We start from the raw sequence: 17,763 nt of genomic DNA on the forward strand, positions 1-17,763 counted from the left end.
TACAGCGATTTTTAGTCGGCAGGGAGGAAATACCTTATGGGGAACCTGCCCCGCTTGACCGGGCATGTACCATATGTCCAAATAGCACGGGCATTGAAAGGAGAAACTGTGATGAAGGAAAAGACGATGAGGATAAGGAAAGGGATACTGCGCCTGATGCTGGCTCTTGTGCTGGGCATATTTGCAGGTGCGGCGCCTGGGGCAGCACTGGTGTCCCAGGCAGAGACAGTTGCTGTTTCAGAGGCTGCGGTACCGGCAGAAGTAACCACTGAGAATAACGGTTCGGTCTTTTTAATTGCCTTTTTCGGGGGACTGATGCTCCTGATTCTGTTTGTTGTTGTTGTCGTGGTAGCTTCCAGCATTAGCGCGGTAGGAGTATTTGACGTACAGGAGGATTAATATCCGGCAGCAGGCTGAGGGCTTGTACTTTGGAAATTTCTGGTACAAGTCCTTTTTTATGATCAGGAAATAGAAGAAATCTAAGACTCCTTCTCATGGCAGGTCTTATGGTGTTAAATTATACTATTGACATCTGAGTCTGGTTTCTCTATAATATATGGTAATGAATACTACATGATAAGTTTCGTGCCAGGAGGAAGGATAGAGATATGAGCTATAAAATCATTGGGGACAGTTGCATGGATCTTACGGCAGATTTAAAAAAGGATCCTCACTTTCAGATAATTCCCCTTATTTTACAGGTGGGAAATGTTCAGGTAATCGATGACGAGACCTTTGACCAGAAAAGCTTTCTGGAGCTGGTGAAAAGCAGCAGCGAGTGTCCCAAAACGGCATGTCCGTCACCGGAGCTGTTTAAAGAAGCCTATGAGTGTGATGAGGACCAGGTTTTTGTGATCACTTTGTCCGAGCATTTAAGCGGAAGCTATAACAGTGCGGTTCTTGGAAAAAAGCTTTACGAAGAAGAACATGGGAATAACGGGAAAAAGATTGCAGTGCTGGGGTCGGATTCTGCCTCTGCCGGACAGTTGAACATCGCCCTTTACGTCCAGTCTCTTTGCCAGGCATCCATGACCTTTGAAGAAATCGAGGAAAAGGCAAGGACCTTTATCAGGGATATGAAGACCTATTTTGTCCTGGAAAGTCTGGATACATTACGAAAGAACGGCCGCCTTACAGGGCTTCAGGCCTTTTTTGCCACTGCCCTTAATATCAAACCGGTCATGGGAGCGGAGTCCGGCGTGATCGTTAAGCTGGATCAGGCCAGAGGGATCAATAAGGCCCTGGCCCGCATGGTGGACCTTGCCCTTAAAGGGGCTGGCGACACCAGGGATAAGGTTCTGGCCATTTCCCACTGCAACAACCGGTTGCGGGCGGAGCATGTAAAGCAGGAGATGATGAAGCAGGCCAGGTTCAAGGATGTGATCATTGCAGAAACAGCCGGGGTTGCTACGGTATATGCCAGTGACGGCGGAATCGTCATGACTCTTTAAATCCTGTATAATAAACGCTTTACAACTCTGGATAAATATGTTAAAATGCACCTTAATAAAGGAACTGACTAGGTGTAACTGTAATAAATGGTGCAGGCATGACTGGTTATATTTATACTTTTGCTTCGGCAAGGCATAGATATGACCAGTTTTTTACGTTATGGGGAAAAATAGAAGTGTGGGATTCACCATACCATAGGAGCATCAATGGCATTCCTGTCACCCGATGGATGTAATATAAGACAGTATGTTTTATGAGAAGCAGATAAAACGGCTTCTTGTAAGCTGTATCATAAAAAGAAAGGATGGGAAATATGAGAGAAAACTTTTTGTGGGGAGGAGCCACTGCGGCGAACCAGTGCGAAGGCGGCTGGAAGGAAGGAAAACGGGGAATGGGAACCGTGGATGTGATCCCATGGGGAGAAAATCGTTTTCCGGTTATGGGAGGAGAGATGGATTACCGTCAGCTTCCTGAGGATTCCTATTATCCTTCCAGGGAAGCCATTGACATGTATCATCATTATAAGGAAGACATTGCCTTATTTGCGGAAATGGGGTTTAAATGCTACCGCTTTTCCTTTTCATGGTCCCGTATTTTCCCTACCGGGGAGGAAGAGGAGCCTAATGAAGAGGGGCTTAAGTTTTATGAGGATTTCATTGATGAGCTGTTAAAGTATGGGATCGAACCGGTGGTGACCATCTGCCATTTCGACGTGCCCCTGGCCCTTGTTGAGAAATACGGCTCCTGGAAGAACCGGAAGGTCATTGAGTGCTTTACGAAATATTGCGATGCCATTTTCCGCCGGTTCCGGGATAAGGTGACCTACTGGATCACATTTAATGAAATCAACATGCTTCTTCACCTGCCCTTTATGGGCGCCGGAATCAGGTTCTCTGAAGGAGAGGATGAAAAGCAGGTAAAATACCAGGCTGCCCATAATGAGCTGGTGGCGTCTGCCCTGGCAACGGGACTGGCCCACCAGATCAATCCGGATTTTAAAGTAGGCTGTATGCTTGCGGCAGGAAACTTTTATCCCTATAGCTGCAATCCCGAGGATGTCTGGGACGGGATCAATAAGGACAGGGATAATTATTTCTTTATTGACGTTCAGGCCAGGGGAGAATATCCTGCCTATGCAAAGAAAATGTTTGAGCGGGAAGGAATAGAGCTTGAGACAGGCCCGGAGGATGATGAGATTCTGAAAGAAAATACGGTGGATTTTATTTCCTTCAGCTATTATTCATCCCGGTGCACCAGCACATCGGAAGAAGTCATTGCAAAATCCACGTCAGGCAATGTGATGAAAAGCATCAGAAATCCTTATTTAAAGGCATCGGAATGGGGCTGGCAGATCGATCCCCTTGGACTGAGGATCACCTTAAATACCTTGTATGACCGGTATCAGAAGCCGTTGTTTATCGTGGAAAACGGCCTTGGTGCGGTGGACAAGGTGGAAGATGATGGAAGCATTATTGACGATTACCGGATAAGCTATTTAGAAGAACATATCAAGGCAATGATGGATGCTGTGGATGAGGATGGAGTGGATTTATTAGGATATACTCCCTGGGGATGCATTGATCTGGTCAGCGCATCAACGGGAGAGATGAAAAAGCGGTACGGCTTTATCTATGTTGACAAGGACAATGAAGGAAAAGGAACCCTAAAACGCAGCAGGAAAAAGTCCTTTGAATGGTATAAACAGGTGATCGCAACCAACGGCGCTGTTTTAAAGTAAGAACGGCAGGAAAGCAGTGCCAAAGATTCCGTAAGTGATATAAAATAAGGGAAGAAAGCACCTTTTTGGGAAAAACCGGGGATCATTAAAAGATCCCTGAGCCTGGAAAGGTGCTTTTTGTGCTGAGATCCTGTACTGGGGTTTCAATTTTAGGAGAATAACATTCCGATGTCCATAAAAACAGATTCATGAAAGGGAGAAAACAGGAAATTCTGCCTGGCTGAAAAGAAAAATATATTTTTGTTGAAAAAAGTGAGAGTAAAAGATATAATATATAAAAATGCTAATTTTGAGGGAACCATGGAAAAAGAACAGTTTTTATATAAAAAGATTTATCTGGATTTGAAAAATAAGATCCTTACGGAAGAACTGGCGGAAGGAACATGCCTGCCCCAGACAGGAGAACTGGCGTCTGCCTATGGAGTCAGCACCATAACCATCACCAATGCCTTAAATGCCCTGAGAATCGAAGGCTATTTAAACCGAATCAAGGGCAAGGGAAGCTTTGTACAGCTTCCTGTAAAGGGGGCTGAGACGTTTGCAGGGGGCTTTGACGGGGCGGAACCATGTGAGAACAGGGGCGGAGATAAAATGCTGGGTCTGGTCCTGGAGCATATATCCTCCTGCTTTGGACTTGACATGATGTATGCAATGGATGCCATGGCTGCTGAGGCCGGCTATAAGCTGTGTGTTCGTTTTTCCTACGGTGAGAGGGAAAAGGAAACGGAAGAAATCGAGTTTTTAAAGGAGCTGGGTGTCAGCGGGATCATAGTCATGCCCTGTCATGGACTTTATTATAATACGGCAATTTTAAAGCTTGTCATTGAAGAATTCCCCATGGTATTGATCGATAAGAAAATGGAGGGGATCCCGGTTCCATCTGTAAGAACGGACAATCATCTTGCCATGAAGGCGTTGGTGGATCATCTTGTCAATAAGGGAAATAAAAAGATCGGCTTTATTACATTTTCGGAAAACGGTACTTCTTCCATCAAGGACAGAAAAAAGGGATTTCTGGAGGCCATGAAAGCTGCCGGAGCGGAAGCAATGGCGGAATGCTGCCTGGAAGGCGCTGAAAAGATAACGATTTATTCCGACGATTTTGATACAGGGATGAGAGAGAAGATTGACCGGTACTTAAACGATAATAAGGATTTAGATGCGGTCATCTGCGCTGAATATGGAATTGCAAGATGGCTTGGAAACCGGAAAGGAATAACCGTATGCTGCATTGACGAAGACTATTTATCACCCGGAGGTCCTCGTTTCACCCACATAAAACAGAATGAAAAGAAAATGGCCTTTGAAGCCATTGGAATCCTGTTAAAGCAGGTGGAAAAAGACCCGTCTTACAGCCAGGTGGACTGCCTGGTGCCTGGAATTTTTTGTGAGTACTAAAATATATATTTGTTCCTGTAATATCATTGGAGCCCAGAACAGGGGAAATCACTGTTCTGGGCTCCTTTATTTATTGTTGGATATATTGCATAAAAAATACATATAAAATATGTATTTTATTAACGAAACGACGATAGGTAGTTGATAATAAAAGTATGATATGGTATTATAAATATATAAAATATATATTTTAATTAAAATATATGTAAAAGTTGCGTAAACATGGTTTACAAAATGAAAAACATAATATAATATGATTTTGTAAGCCCCGATGATTGTCAGATCGAAAGGAGAAAAAATGAAAAAAAGTAGAGTCATGTCACTGCTTGCTGCCGCCCTTATGGTATGCTCCATAAGCGCCTGTGGAAATCAGGAGAGCGCCAGCACGAAAGAAAGCCAGACAGAAAAAGGTCAGACAGAAGAAAGCAAGACAGAAGAAAGCAAAACAGAAGCAGCCGGCCAGACGGGGAAAGAGGCAGGGGGTACCGTAAGAATCATGTCATCCAATACGGGAGGCAAGGATGAGGCGGAGATGAAGCTTTTTGCAGAGGCTCTTTCCCAGGCTACAGGCCTTACGGTGGAAATTGAAAAACCTGCATCGGATTATGATAAAGTTCTGATGCAGAAATTAAGCGGCGGTGAAACTTATGATCTGATTTATGTCACTGCAAGCCAGTATGCCAATCTTGTAGACCAGGGAGCCCTGATGGATATTACGGACCGGGTGAAAGGCTCGGAAATCCTTACCGGAAATGTTGATCCGGCAGAGTGGAAGGATATTACCATTGACGGAAAAATTTACGCAGGCTTTAACAAAAAGGAGATCCACCGGGTGGTTGCCCTTAACAACACGCTTCTTAAGAAGGCGGGGATCGATTATAAGAAGATCGAACCTACCATGGACGGATATTATGATGTGATGAAGAAGCTGAAAGACAGCAGCCTTGATCCGGACTTTTATCCCTTTGATACCATTTTATCTGAAACCTATGACTTACAGCCATGGATGGCGGCAGAGGGCTTAAAAGACGGAGTGGTTCTGGACGATTCCGGGAAAAAATATGCGCCTTATGCAGAAGATGGGGCAGCACCTGTGTGGGAATGGTTTAAAAAGCTGTATGACGGTGGTCTTCTGGATCCCTCCTCTTTTGTTGATAAGACAAAGGATATGAGAGCAAAAATGGGGGCTTCCTCCCAGAAAACGGCTGTAACCGTCGATTGGTCGGCATGGGTTGGTTTACATAATGCAAATGCAAAGGCAGGCGGGATTTCTCCTGAAGAATATGAGGCCGTCTCTCTTCCTGGCCTTAAGACACCAGAAGGAAGCTATATGCTGGTAAAAGGAAGCGCCAGTTTGTTTGCGGTACCGGGCAATGCAAAGAATCCTGACGGAGCCATGAAGGTTTTGGAATATTTTGCGACCCAGGAAGGAGGCAATCTTCTTTCAACAGGAATTTTAGGCCATGATTATACAGGAACGGAAGGTAAGTTTGAATTGACGGAAACCGGCACCCAGCACGGCAATGACCATGGGGCTCCCTTCCCCATTTATAAGGATTTCAAGCCGATTTTCGGATTTAATCCGGGAGTTGAGGAAGCTTTAAGCTATAGCCAATACGCGGCCATTGACATGATTATCCCCAATGAAAAGGATTACAAGGAGATCGTAGGCAAATGGGGAATCAAGATCATCAAGGGAGAGGTTTCCACCGCCGAGGGGCTTAGGGAAATGAGAAAAGAGCTTGTGGACCGGAAGGTGACAGACCGGTAATCACCCAAAATAGACAGGAGGCATCGGTTTGAAAGGACAGCTTAAGAAAAAGATATTGCGGTATAAGGAAATCTATCTGCTGCTGGTACCCGTTCTCATTTACTTTCTTGTATTTTCCTATTATCCGTTGATACTGGGAATCTTAAAAAGCTTTCAGAAGGTAAAGCTTCTGGGAGGATATGAGATGGTAGGACTTAACAATTACAGGGAGATTTTTGGGGATAGGCAGTACAGGCAGGCATTTGTCAACAGCCTGACAGTGGGCGGGGGAACCTTTCTTTTGCAGTTTGGATGGGGGCTTTTGATTGCGGTATTGCTCAATGAAATCAGGAATAAGGCGACTAAATCCCTGTTTCAGACGGTCACTTACATCCCGTACCTTCTGTCCTGGTCCGTGGTGGGAGGATTGTGGATCTCCATTTTATCCCCTGCGGGCATGGTAAACGGCATCATGAAAGCCATATTGGGAGACGGCTATTCCCCGTTGGTTTTTATGTCCGAGGGACGTTACGCCAGATTTATCATGATCTTTACAGGCGCATGGAAGGGGGCCGGCTATTTTGCGGCCCTGTTCCTGGCGGCCATGATCGGGATTGATTCGTCCCTGTATGAATCCGCAAGAATGGATGGGGCCACAAGAATCAGGCAGATCCGTTACATCACCCTGCCGGTCATTGTGCCCACCATGAAGGTGGTGGCGGTGCTGTCGGTCATGGGGATCCTGCGGAATTTTGACCAGATTTTTGTTATGATGAATGCCTCCATCAGCGACAAGGTGAAAAACCTCCTGGTTCTGATCTATGAACAGGGCATTATCCAGTTTAATGTGGGAACTGCTACGGCGGCTGCCACCGTGGTTTTGATCGCTACCCTGGGGATCACCTCGGCAGTCAGAAAAATGCTGAAATATGATGAGATTTATTCCTGATGGAAAGGGCAAAGATATGAAGGATAATCTAGGTAAAAACAGTTTAACAGGCTTTTGGAAGGCACTTTTTTTGTTTTTGGCAGCGGTCATTTTTCTTGCCATGTTTCTTCCTATGTGGAATGTATTTGTGGTGTCCACCTCAACCGCCCTTGATTCTTCACAAAGCGGGATCAAGCTGTGGTGGTCAACATTTAGTGTGGAAGGCTTTTTCTATGTATTCCGGGTGACAAAAATGGCCAGGCCATTTTTCAATTCTCTTTTTATAACCACCATTGGTACTGTGATCCAGGTCCTTTTGTCAGCCCTTGCAGGATATGTTCTCATACAAAAGAGCCTTCCTTTTAAAAATTTCATCTCCTCCTTCATCATGCTCACCATGATGGTGCCTGGAGACTTAACTCTGATATCTGTTTACCAGTTAAACAAGCAGCTATCATTGTTAAATACTTATCAGGGCTTGGTTTTAAACGGGCTGGTGTCAGGCTTCAGCATCATGATGATGAGAAATTATTTTGAGACGGTCCCTTATTCCCTTGCGGAGTCAGCCAGAATAGATGGAGCAGGGGAATTTAAAATTTTCAGAAGCATTTACATGCCCATATCCCTTCCGGGATTTGCAACGGTGTTTTTCATGGAATATGTGGCCAGATGGAACTCCATCATGCTTCCGGCAACCCTGATCACTGATGAGAAAAAATATACCCTTCCTCTGATGCTGAAACAGATGATCATGTCCGTGGATTCCACCTCGGGAATGGCGGCAACTCCGGACAATGCCATTATGGCGGCCATTGTGATTTCCACCCTGCCGCTGCTGATCATTTATATTTTTGCACAGAGATTTCTTCTGGAAGGAATAAACATGGGAGCCGTTAAGGGCTGAGAGAGGATTGACATGAAGGAAAAAACCATTACATTTCAAAGGGTGGCCGCAAAGGAGGAAGAAGGGCTGTATGTAAAGGTGCCCTTTTCCGTACCGGAAGAGGCGGCTTCCATGGAAATATCATACGAATATGACCGGAGGGGAAATATTATAGATTTCGGTCTGCTGAATGAAAAGGGGGAACTGATCGGCTGGTCAGGCTCCAACCGGAACCGGGTCGTTATATCGGATCACAGGAGCACGGAAGGCTTTGCATGTGTTCCTGTAAAGCAGGGAGAATGGAGCATACTTCTGGGAGCCTATAAGGTAGAGGAACAGGGAGCAGAAATTACATATAAAATCACTTATCATTTAAAAAGCTTCCGGCTGCTTAAGGGAGATACCCACCTTCATTCCAAAGGCTCCGACGGAAATATGACTTCGGAAGAGCTGGTCCTTGCTGCAGAACGGGAAGGGCTGGATTTCCTGTTTGTTACAGATCATAACAACTATGCCCATAATGACTGGCTGCGCTCCACGGAACAGGTGACCATGATCCCTGGGGTGGAGTGGACCCATTACAAAGGGCATATGGGAATGCTGGGAAGGAAACGCCCGTTTAAAAGCTTTCTTTCAAATTCCCTGGAAAGGACCGTGGAAATCCTTAAGGAAGCAAAGGAAAACGGAGCTTTTACGGTAATTAACCACCCCTTCTGCCACCGGTGCGGCTGGAAGTGGGGGATGGAGAAAGTGCCCTTTGATGGGGTGGAAGTATGGAACGGAGGCTTGGAGCCGGAACGCAACCTGGCCTGCTTAAACTGGTGGGATGAAAGGCTTAAAGAGGGCAAAAGGATCCCCATGACAGGGGGGAGCGATTTCCATAAATACGAGCCGGGAAGGATGCCTGCCTCTCCATGTACCTGTGTATACGCCTTGTCAAATGCCCCTGAGGACATATTGGAAGGGCTTAAAAAAGGGCATTCCTATCTGTCTATTTCTTCGGAAGGTCCCATGATGGAAACAAGGGCCGGAGACCGTCTCATGGGAGATGAGATCCATATAGGCACTGAAATCCGGTTCACCTTCTGGAACTTAAAAAAGGGAGATATCCTTTCCCTGGTTTCCAAGGACGGCAGGGTAGAAATTTCCTGCGAATCAGACCGGCTTTCCATGGAAAGAACTGCCGGGGAACCGGGATATCTCCGGGTGGAGATCAGGCGGAGCCTTATTAAAGGATATCCGCAGATACCGGTGCTTCTTTCCAATCCTTACTATATAACAGGTGAAAAAAATGATAAAGAATGAGTTAATGACTGATGAATCAATTAAGAGAGTGCATGTGGTTTTCATGACCCATTTTGATATGGGGTTTACAGATCTGGCGGATCGGGTCCTTTCCAATTATATCCACGATTTTATTCCTGGAGCCATGAAACTTGCCATGGACTTAAACCGGGATGGGAGGAAGCGGTTTGTCTGGACCCTGGGGGCTTTCTTAATTGACCAATATTTAAAAAAAGCCGGACAGGCAGAGGCAGAAAGGCTGAAAGAAGCCATCGCAAGAGGAGATATCTGCTGGCACGGACTGGCCTTTACCACTCATACGGAGCTGATGGACGCAGATTTGATGGATTTTAACCTAAGCTATGCAGACAGGCTGGACAGGCAGTTTGGAAGAAAGACCATGGCCGCAAAGCTGACCGACGTACCAGGCCATACGAAAGCCATGGTGCCGGCCATGGCCCGTCATGGAAAACAGTATCTGCACATCGGGGTAAACCCTTCATCCATGAATCCAATGGTTCCCAAAAGCTTTGTATGGCAGTCGGCAGGCAGGGAGATCCTTGTTCAGTATTCTCCTGTATATGGCTCCACCTGCTATGTGGACGGCATGGAGGATGTTCTGGAGTTTGTATTTTTAGGGGATAATCTGGGCATTCCCACCAGGGAAGAGGTTTTAAGGCAATTGGAGGCATTGGAAAAGAAATATCCCGGTGCCAGGGTGGAGGCCTCTACATTGGATGCCTATGCCCAAACGCTTTGGGAAAGAAAAGAAGAGCTTCCCGTCATAACAGAGGAAATCGGGGATTCCTGGATTCACGGCATAGCTTCTGATCCGGTCAAGGTCAGGGGACTTAGACGGCTTCTGGGCCTTAAAGACCAGTGGAAAAAACAGGGAAGATTTGATCCTGAACAGCCACAGTTCCATGGCTTTATGGAAAAACTCCTGATGGTATGCGAGCATACCTGGGGACTGGATTATAAAAAGCACCTGTTTGATTTTGAAAACTGGAAAAAGGAAGATTTTAACAGGGCCAGAAAAGAAAACCATGTGACAGAAGCCATGTTTACGGAAAGAAATGCGGCCCTCTTACACGCCATCTGCAGAGAAAAGGGAGTGGATCATATGGAGAGCACCTATGACCGGTACGAAAGCTCCTATGAGGAACAGCGGACGTATCTCCATGAAGCAGTGGGGCTTTTACCCCAGGAGTTGAAAGAGGAAGGGGCCCAGGCGCTTACATGGGAGCCTATGCCAAAGGCCGGGATGTGGGAAGAAGGGGAGGTGGTCCATCCCTTTGAAATCGTCTCCATACAGAACTGGAAGGCAGCATTTGACGGAAGCGGCGCTGTGGTTTATCTGGAAAAGAACGGAAAGGTCTGGATTCAGTCAGGGTGTTTTGGCCGTTTTTCTTATGAAACCTATGGGGCTTTGGATACGGTATCAGAATTTTATGAGTACAATCATGCATTTAAAGAGAATATGGCCTGGTCGGAAGCAGATTTTTCAAAGCCCGGTCTGGAAACCGTTGAGGGACTTTCCAACAGGAATTATTCCTTTGGAGTGCGGAATATGAGGAAGTCCGGTTCCGTGGTAAGGATCCGCCTGGCAGGAAATCCGGAAGCAGTGACGAAATATGGATGCCCTGAAGGGGCATGGATCACCTACACCTTTGGTACAGAGCTTTTGTGCGATCTTTTGTGGGAAAATAAGGATGCCAATAAAATGCCGGAAGCCCTTTGGTTTGATGCAAACATTGATGTGGAAAACCCCTGTCTCTGGAAGATGAAGATCATGGATCAGGAAATCTCTCCCCTGGAAGTGGTAAAGGGAGGAAACCGAAGGCAGCATTGTACGGAAAAGCTGGTCTATGACGGGGCAGACGGGACCATAGAACTATGGAACCAGGATTCTCCCCTGGTAAGTGCAGGAGGAAGGAGACTATATGGCGGCTGCCTGGAGCTTCCTGATATGAAAAAGGGATTTTCTTTCTGCCTGTTTAACAATAAATGGGGAACAAATTTTTCCATGTGGTGCCAGGATGACTGCTGGTTCCGTTATGTCCTGAGCTTTCATAATAAGTAAACCGGAATGTTTGACAAATCCACAGATCCAGTGTAAGATAAAAAAATGGAAATAAACCCCACAGAAATATGTAGAAAAGTTTATGTAAAACTTTATGATATTGTGGAAAAAGTAATGAAAAATAGAAAATCATGTGGAAATTGTCAACAATCAGGAGGAGTAGATGAAGAAGACCAATGGGCTGATGAAGATTCTGATCTTCTTTCCCATATTGCTGTTTGTTTTGCTTATTGGGTGGATAGCTGTAAGTGAATGGAAGGGAACACAGGGGAAAAAGATACCTGTGACAGAGGCCTTACCCAGAGAAAGCCTTGCCCAGTCAGAGCCTGAGGCATCAGAGGAAACGGAAATACTGACGGTGGAAGAAACCCAGTCTCAGGAGGAGACTGGGGCAACCGGGGAAGAACAGTCACAAAACCCGGCTGTTCATCTGCTCTTTGCAGGAGATATATTACTATCTAGTCATGTGACAACTGCTTATGATAAGGCAGGAGGCATAAATGGAGTGCTGGATGAGGGATATCTGGGTGAAATCAGCGGGGCTGATATTTTTATGGCCAACCAGGAATTTCCTTTCAGTGACCGGGGTTCTGCGGCGCCGGACAAGCAGTTTACGTTCCGCCTTTCTCCTTCCAGGGTTTCCATGATGAATGAAATCGGAGTTGATATGGTTACCCTGGCCAATAACCATTCCCTTGATTATGGGACCGACGCTCTTGTGGATACCTGTACGGCCCTGGATGGGGCAGGGATCCGGTACGTGGGGGCAGGTCCTAATATGAACCGGGCCAGACAGCTTGAGACCATGGAAGTGAACGGAAAAACCATAGGCTTTCTTGGGGCGTCAAGAGTCTATCCCGATACCAACTGGGTGGCCAACAGCAAAAAGCCAGGCATGGTAAGCGGTTATGACCCGACCATTCTTTTAGAAGAAGTAAAAAAGGCAAGAGAAAGCTGCGATTATGTGGTTGTCTATGTCCACTGGGGTGTGGAGAGGGATGAGAAACCCCAGGAATACCAAAGGGTACTGGGAAAGAAGATCATTGATGCCGGGGCAGATTTAGTGATCGGAAGCCATCCCCATGTTCTTCAGGGAATTGAATATTACAATGGAAAGCCCATCTGCTACAGCCTTGGAAACTTCATCTTTGGAAGCAGCATCCCAAAGACAGCTCTTATGCGGGCCAATGTGGATTTTGACCAGGGAACCACTACCTTGTCCCTGGTTCCGGGAACCTCTAAGGCAGGTTTTACCAGAACGTTGACCCAGGATGATGACATTCAGGGATTTTACCGGTATTTCCAAGGGATATCCTTTGGGGTGTCGGTGGATGAAAACGGTGTCATTCATAATGGGGGCAATTAAATTTATATGAAAGTTCACGAAAACTTATAGGAGGTATCTGTCGCCCTGGCAGATGCCTCGTTCTTTTAGCCTCTTTGCCAGAGTGCCAAGGACCAGCTTCTTATTGCCGCTCCATAAAGGCGCAAGGAGCAGCTTTTTCGGTCCGTCCCCGCTGATCCGGTGTATGACCACTTCAGGAGGGAGAAGAGCGATGCAGTCGATCACCAGATCTACGTATTCTTCCAGGGTATAGACGGGAACCAGGCCTTTTTCATATTCTGGGGCCAGATCGGTCCCTTGTAACACATGAAGAAGCTGAAGCTTGATCCCGTCGATCCCATGTTCCCCCAAATGGCCCAGATAGTCCACAGTTTCCAGGGTCATTTCCCTGGTTTCTCCCGGAAGCCCTAAAATGACATGAGCGATGACAATAAGACCTGCTTCTTTTAAATTACGGTAAGCTTCTAAAAAAGCAGGAAGAGGATATCCTCTCCGGATATAATTGGCCGTGGACTCGTGGATGGTCTGAAGTCCCAGCTCGACCCATACAGGCTTTATCTGGTTTAATTTTTTCAGCAGATGAAGGACAGGAGGAGGAAGGCAGTCAGGACGGGTGGCAATGGAGAGGACCTCCACATCCGGATGGAAGATGGCCTGGGTGAACAGCTCTTCTAAGTAGGGAAGGGGAGCGTAGGTGTTGGTATAAGACTGAAAATAGGCGATGAAACCGCCGGATTCCGGCTTTATTTTCCCCTGTATCCGTTCACGGGCAGCTTGGATCTGCTGGTTTACGGAACAGTGGAGCGTCAGGGATTCAGCAAATTCGCCGGACCCTCCGCCGCTGCAGAAGATACAGCCCCCGGTTCCCAGGGTCCCATCCCGGTTTGGACAGGTCATGCCCCCGTCAAGAGCCAGCTTATAAATCTTTTGCCCATATTGCTTTTTCATTTCATAATCCAGGGAATGGTAAGGTTTGTCGTTCCAGAACATGGTTTCCTCTTTTCCGCCCATGCTTTTTGGGCATAAAGGTATACCCGCAGGGTGTTTCCTCTTTTCTGCCCATGCTTTTTGGGCATAAAGGTATGCCCGCAGGGTGTTTCCTCTTTTCTGCCCGCGTTTTTTTTGCATAAAGGTATACCCGCAGGCTAATTTTTCCGGGTTTTTTGATTGTATCATTATACGGGAGTCTGGGATGAACTGTCAAATTATTTTATAGGTTTTCGTAAAATATTATATTGTGAAATCTTTAGCATTTATGATACAATGAGCGCAAGAGAGCGAAGATGAGCTTGCTCATCGGCGCGAACGGCGAATGTGGATCATGAACGTCTGCGTTCATGATCTATTCGTAGCAATGACAATAGTAGCAATGATAATACTTTGTCAACAAATGGGGGAATACCATCCAGGTTTACCTTATAAACTGGGTGGACCCTGCCCGAAAGAGCGAGGGCGGTAAATCGGAAAAGGAGAGCAATGACATGAAAGTAAGCGACACGATTCAGATGCTGGAGTCTAAAGAGTCAGAAAAGCTTATGACCGCTTTATATGGAGAAGATGCGGTCAGGGAGAACATTGAACGTTATCAGAGCCTTGTGAGGAATTTTCAAAAGAACTTTCCAGGGGATGATGTGATTCTGTTTTCCTCACCGGGGCGTACGGAGATCAGCGGAAACCATACGGATCATAATCATGGTAAAGTCCTGGCTGGAAGCATTAATTTAGACTGTGTGGGAGCGGCTGCAAAAAACAACAGCAGGAAAGTGAATATTACCAGTGAAACCTATAATCAGAGCTTTGAGATCGATTTGGACGATTTGGAACCAAGTGATAAGAAAGCAGGGACCATTGATCTGGTAAAAGGGCTTTTAAAGGGTTTTTTGGAAGCCGGGTATGAAATCGGCGGCTTTGATGCATACATCACCAGCAATGTCATCAGCGCGGCAGGCGTCAGCTCTTCCGCTTCATTTGAGATGCTGCTTTGCTCTATGTTAAATACATTCTTTAACAATGGCGCCATGGATACGGTAGCTTATGCCCATGTCGGCCGGTTCTCTGAAAATGTGTACTGGGACAAGGCTTCCGGCCTTTTAGATCAGATGGCATGTGCGGTTGGAGGACTTATTACCATTGATTTTAAGAACCCGGCAGTTCCGGTTGTGGAGAAGATCAATTTTGATTTCGGTTCAAAAAACCACAGCCTTATTATTGTCAATACAGGAAAGGGTCATGCGGATTTAAGTGCAGACTATTCCTCAGTTCCGGCAGAAATGAAAAAGGTTGCTGAATTCTTTGGAAAAGAAGTCTGCGCCGAAATTACAGAAAAAGAGGTCATTGATCATTTACAGGAGGTCAGGGACTTTGCCGGTGACCGTTCGGTCCTTCGCGCCCTGCATTTCTTTGAAGAGAATAAACGGGTGGAGGCAGAAGTGGCTGCCTTAAAGGAAGACCGGTTTGAGGACTTTTTAATGAATATCACTGAATCCGGAAATTCCTCCTGGAAATGGCTTCAAAACTGCTTTACCAATACCAGCTACCAGGAACAGGGAATCACCATTGCCCTGGCTCTTACAGAACTTTTCCTGGCAGAAAAGAAGAAAGGTGCATGCAGGATACACGGAGGCGGGTTTGCAGGCGTCATTATGACCATGCTGCCCAATGAATTGGTGGATGAATATATTTCTTATATTGAGAAAGCCATGGGAGAGGGCAATGCTTACCGGATGAGCATCAGGCCTTATGGAGCCATTTGTTTCAACGAGATAATGAACCAATAATAATTGTAAATTCTGCCCCAATGGAGTACAATAAAAGAAAGAAACAGTAAGAAAAGAACGTGAGACATAAGGAGGCAGGCATTTATGAAGGAAAAGAAAAATCTGGTCATCACCATAGGAAGGCAATACGGCAGCGGCGGCCGCATGGTAGGAAAAGCTCTTGCAGAGGAATTGGGAATTCATTTTTATGATGAAGAGATTTTGACTATCACATCGGAACAAAGTGCCGTTGGAGAAGTGTTTTTCCGTCTGGCGGATGAAAAGGCAGGAAGCAATCTGCTATATAAAATCGTAAGCGGTTTAAAGCCCCAGCTTGGAAAGCCATCTATGGATGCGGATATCGTGAAGCCGGAGAATTTATTCCGGTTCCAGTCCCAGGTCATTAAAGAGCTGGCGTCAGAGGAGTCCTGCATCATTGCCGGCCGGTGCGGGGATTACATCCTGGGACGTGAGAAGGAAGAATTCCCTGGCCTGGTAAAGATCTTTGTTTACGCAGATGTGGAAACCCTTATCAGACGCACCATGGAGGTGGATAAGGTTGATGAGAAGGAAGCCACAAAACGCGTAAAGAAGATCAACCGGGAGCGGAAGGAGTATTACCGCTACTATACCGGCGGCAACTGGGAGGATTGGAACAATTATGATCTGATCATCAATACCGGCTGTATTGATCTGGAGCAGACGGCAAAGCTGATCAAGGATTATATTAAGCTTAGGGGAATTGAGCAATAAAGAAAACACATAAAACGGCGGCTTTGATTGAAATTTCAAAGCCGCCGTTATTTTTTCGTGATAGAACCTACAGGAAACAGCCTATGACAATCATTGGTTCTCTTTAGGATTTCCCGGATTTTTCCGCCACCAGGGCTGACAAGGCATCGTTTAAGTTATTCTTAAAATAGATTAGGTTACCCTTGTTGCATTCATAGATAAAATCCTTTAAACTTTTGCTGGTATACTGTGAGAAATCCCCCAGGATTCCAAGCTTGAACTGGTAGTTTGAGAATTTCTGCAGGATTTCCCCGGCAATCCCTGTTTTAAGATCAAAGAAGCTTTCATCAAGGCTCTCTTTATACAAGATCATGCCAATGCAACCATGCTGGTATTGGGACGAAGCCATTATATCAAGGATATCCTGAACGCCGGTTATTTTATCCTCTTTATTAACAATGGCAATATTCTGATTTCTTATTGCTGTAATATTCATTTGATTCCTTCTTTCTCTAGAAATGGGTCTGCGATGGCCAGTACATTGGCCAGCATATCCTCCAGCTTTGAAGAATGCGGGTTTTGGCCATTGGAGCAGGGCTGTAATCCTGGATGCCGCCTGTTGGGCATCAATAGTAACATTATTTTGTCTGGCGATAGGGAGGACACATTCCTTATTGACCTTATAAAAAATCCTCCTGCCTTATACTTTCTGCCAATTCGTCAATTACATGAATGATCGCCTGGGCAAATTTTATATTTCCCCATATGGTCACACGTACTTTGTATTCTGATTCCAAAAACTGTGCGTGCATGGTTGGCTGGCCATATTCCGGCAGGCTGGTATGAATGGCGGCAGTAACGGCATTCATAATGCGAATGGCATTATCCCTTCCATCAACATCCATATCAATTACAGAAGACACTTTTATTTCATGATCTGATTTTTTAATGGGATCCCTATGTTCCCTGCCGGCTGACAGTTTTGTGCTTTCCATAAAAACACTTAGATCATGTCCTGTGACTCTCCATCCTTTTCCGATTTTTCCTGCGCGCAGTTTGCCCTCCCTAATGTAGCGCTGGATCGTCTTTGGGTGGATATTTAGCATTTCCGATATCTGATCTACTGAATAATATTTTTCCTCCATATTAATTGCTCCTTATTATTTCGTAATAGTTAACTATAAGTAATAATAAGATATAATAAGGAGTGTGTCAAGAGCTTGTTTTAGGCGGATTATTACTTTTTAGTTAATATATGGTTATGTGCACCATAACCTTTCTTATTTGCAAAACAGCATTCATGGCAGATGGCCCTTTCCAACATTGTAAAATAACAGTCATGACTGATGGGCCTCTTACAATATTGCAAAGCACCATTCATGGCCAATACGCCCCCTGCCAGCAGGCGGAAATA

General features: G+C 45.7%; 15 protein-coding genes. 12 read left to right on the forward strand and 3 right to left on the reverse strand.

Features of this window, described 5'->3' with window-relative positions:
* Positions 1–111 precede the first annotated feature (111 nt).
* The 10 genes from ACYVD3_RS17295 (at position 112) to ACYVD3_RS17340 (ending at position 12,882) form a co-directional block, all read left to right on the forward strand.
* Positions 112–399 carry a sulfate transporter gene (locus tag ACYVD3_RS17295; RefSeq protein ID WP_460643728.1) on the forward strand — a complete coding sequence of 96 codons (288 nt, stop codon included), beginning with the start codon at positions 112–114 and terminating at the stop codon, positions 397–399.
* Positions 400–608: 209 nt separating this feature from the next.
* The gene (locus ACYVD3_RS17300; protein WP_460643729.1) at positions 609–1,451 is read left to right on the forward strand and encodes a DegV family protein; all 843 of its coding nucleotides are present in this window, start codon (positions 609–611) and stop codon (positions 1,449–1,451) included.
* Between the two features lie 305 nt (positions 1,452–1,756).
* A complete protein-coding gene (locus ACYVD3_RS17305) occupies positions 1,757–3,190 on the forward strand; it encodes a 6-phospho-beta-glucosidase (protein ID WP_460643730.1) in 1,434 nt (477 codons plus the stop codon).
* A gap of 300 nt (positions 3,191–3,490) precedes the next feature.
* Positions 3,491–4,588 carry a GntR family transcriptional regulator gene (locus ACYVD3_RS17310; protein ID WP_460643731.1) on the forward strand — a complete coding sequence of 366 codons (1,098 nt, stop codon included), beginning with the start codon at positions 3,491–3,493 and terminating at the stop codon, positions 4,586–4,588.
* Positions 4,589–4,886: 298 nt separating this feature from the next.
* Entirely contained in the window at positions 4,887–6,359 is a 1,473-nt protein-coding gene (locus tag ACYVD3_RS17315; protein WP_460643732.1) for an ABC transporter substrate-binding protein, read from the forward strand.
* A 28-nt stretch (positions 6,360–6,387) separates the two neighbouring features.
* Positions 6,388–7,287: an ABC transporter permease subunit gene (locus ACYVD3_RS17320; protein WP_460643733.1), complete on the forward strand. Its 900-nt coding sequence runs from the start codon at positions 6,388–6,390 to the stop codon at positions 7,285–7,287.
* 16 nt (positions 7,288–7,303) lie between these two features.
* On the forward strand, positions 7,304–8,170 hold the full coding sequence (locus tag ACYVD3_RS17325) for a carbohydrate ABC transporter permease (RefSeq protein WP_460643734.1): 867 nt from the start codon (positions 7,304–7,306) through the stop codon (positions 8,168–8,170).
* Positions 8,171–8,182: 12 nt separating this feature from the next.
* On the forward strand, positions 8,183–9,454 hold the full coding sequence (locus ACYVD3_RS17330) for a CehA/McbA family metallohydrolase (protein WP_460643735.1): 1,272 nt from the start codon (positions 8,183–8,185) through the stop codon (positions 9,452–9,454).
* Entirely contained in the window at positions 9,441–11,516 is a 2,076-nt protein-coding gene (locus ACYVD3_RS17335) for a DUF5054 domain-containing protein (RefSeq protein ID WP_460643736.1), read from the forward strand. Before ACYVD3_RS17330 ends, ACYVD3_RS17335 begins: the two co-directional genes overlap by 14 nt.
* Positions 11,517–11,679: 163 nt before the next feature.
* Positions 11,680–12,882 (forward strand): CapA family protein, encoded by a 1,203-nt coding sequence (locus ACYVD3_RS17340; protein WP_460643737.1) that lies wholly within the window; start codon positions 11,680–11,682, stop codon positions 12,880–12,882.
* 24 nt (positions 12,883–12,906) lie between these two features.
* On the opposite strand, the gene mnmL is transcribed toward ACYVD3_RS17340, so the two are convergent.
* On the reverse strand, positions 12,907–13,851 hold the full coding sequence (mnmL, locus tag ACYVD3_RS17345; RefSeq protein ID WP_460643754.1) for a tRNA modification radical SAM protein MnmL/YtqA: 945 nt from the start codon (positions 13,849–13,851) through the stop codon (positions 12,907–12,909).
* A 491-nt stretch (positions 13,852–14,342) separates the two neighbouring features.
* Between mnmL and ACYVD3_RS17350 the strand changes: the two genes are divergently transcribed.
* Entirely contained in the window at positions 14,343–15,638 is a 1,296-nt protein-coding gene (locus ACYVD3_RS17350; RefSeq protein ID WP_460643738.1) for a galactokinase, read from the forward strand.
* Between the two features lie 84 nt (positions 15,639–15,722).
* A complete protein-coding gene (locus ACYVD3_RS17355) occupies positions 15,723–16,370 on the forward strand; it encodes a cytidylate kinase-like family protein (RefSeq protein WP_460643739.1) in 648 nt (215 codons plus the stop codon).
* A gap of 103 nt (positions 16,371–16,473) precedes the next feature.
* Here ACYVD3_RS17355 and ACYVD3_RS17360 read toward each other — a convergent pair whose 3' ends face one another.
* Together ACYVD3_RS17360 and ACYVD3_RS17365 are read right to left on the reverse strand one after the other, a co-directional pair.
* Complete coding sequence (locus ACYVD3_RS17360; protein WP_460643740.1) at positions 16,474–16,845, reverse strand: DUF4180 domain-containing protein; 372 nt, start codon at positions 16,843–16,845, stop codon at positions 16,474–16,476.
* Between the two features lie 184 nt (positions 16,846–17,029).
* Positions 17,030–17,494 carry a helix-turn-helix domain-containing protein gene (locus ACYVD3_RS17365; RefSeq protein WP_460643741.1) on the reverse strand — a complete coding sequence of 155 codons (465 nt, stop codon included), beginning with the start codon at positions 17,492–17,494 and terminating at the stop codon, positions 17,030–17,032.
* Between the last annotated feature and the right edge of the window lie 269 nt (positions 17,495–17,763).

It is taken from the genome of Lacrimispora brassicae (assembly GCF_054772055.1).

What these genes read in the sequence shown, in the direction of transcription:
- ACYVD3_RS17295 (WP_460643728.1), top strand. Translation starts at nt 112, where the DNA reads ATGAAGGAAAAGACGATGAGGATAAGGAAAGGGATACTGCGCCTGATG.
- ACYVD3_RS17300 (WP_460643729.1), top strand. Translation starts at nt 609, where the DNA reads ATGAGCTATAAAATCATTGGGGACAGTTGCATGGATCTTACGGCAGAT.
- ACYVD3_RS17305 (WP_460643730.1), top strand. Translation starts at nt 1,757, where the DNA reads ATGGGAAATATGAGAGAAAACTTTTTGTGGGGAGGAGCCACTGCGGCG.
- ACYVD3_RS17310 (WP_460643731.1), top strand. Translation starts at nt 3,491, where the DNA reads ATGGAAAAAGAACAGTTTTTATATAAAAAGATTTATCTGGATTTGAAA.
- ACYVD3_RS17315 (WP_460643732.1), top strand. Translation starts at nt 4,887, where the DNA reads ATGAAAAAAAGTAGAGTCATGTCACTGCTTGCTGCCGCCCTTATGGTA.
- ACYVD3_RS17325 (WP_460643734.1), top strand. Translation starts at nt 7,304, where the DNA reads ATGAAGGATAATCTAGGTAAAAACAGTTTAACAGGCTTTTGGAAGGCA.
- ACYVD3_RS17330 (WP_460643735.1), top strand. Translation starts at nt 8,183, where the DNA reads ATGAAGGAAAAAACCATTACATTTCAAAGGGTGGCCGCAAAGGAGGAA.
- ACYVD3_RS17335 (WP_460643736.1), top strand. Translation starts at nt 9,441, where the DNA reads ATGATAAAGAATGAGTTAATGACTGATGAATCAATTAAGAGAGTGCAT.
- ACYVD3_RS17340 (WP_460643737.1), top strand. Translation starts at nt 11,680, where the DNA reads ATGAAGAAGACCAATGGGCTGATGAAGATTCTGATCTTCTTTCCCATA.
- mnmL (WP_460643754.1), bottom strand. Translation starts at nt 13,851, where the DNA reads ATGTTCTGGAACGACAAACCTTACCATTCCCTGGATTATGAAATGAAA.
- ACYVD3_RS17350 (WP_460643738.1), top strand. Translation starts at nt 14,343, where the DNA reads ATGAAAGTAAGCGACACGATTCAGATGCTGGAGTCTAAAGAGTCAGAA.
- ACYVD3_RS17355 (WP_460643739.1), top strand. Translation starts at nt 15,723, where the DNA reads ATGAAGGAAAAGAAAAATCTGGTCATCACCATAGGAAGGCAATACGGC.
- ACYVD3_RS17360 (WP_460643740.1), bottom strand. Translation starts at nt 16,845, where the DNA reads ATGAATATTACAGCAATAAGAAATCAGAATATTGCCATTGTTAATAAA.
- ACYVD3_RS17365 (WP_460643741.1), bottom strand. Translation starts at nt 17,494, where the DNA reads ATGGAGGAAAAATATTATTCAGTAGATCAGATATCGGAAATGCTAAAT.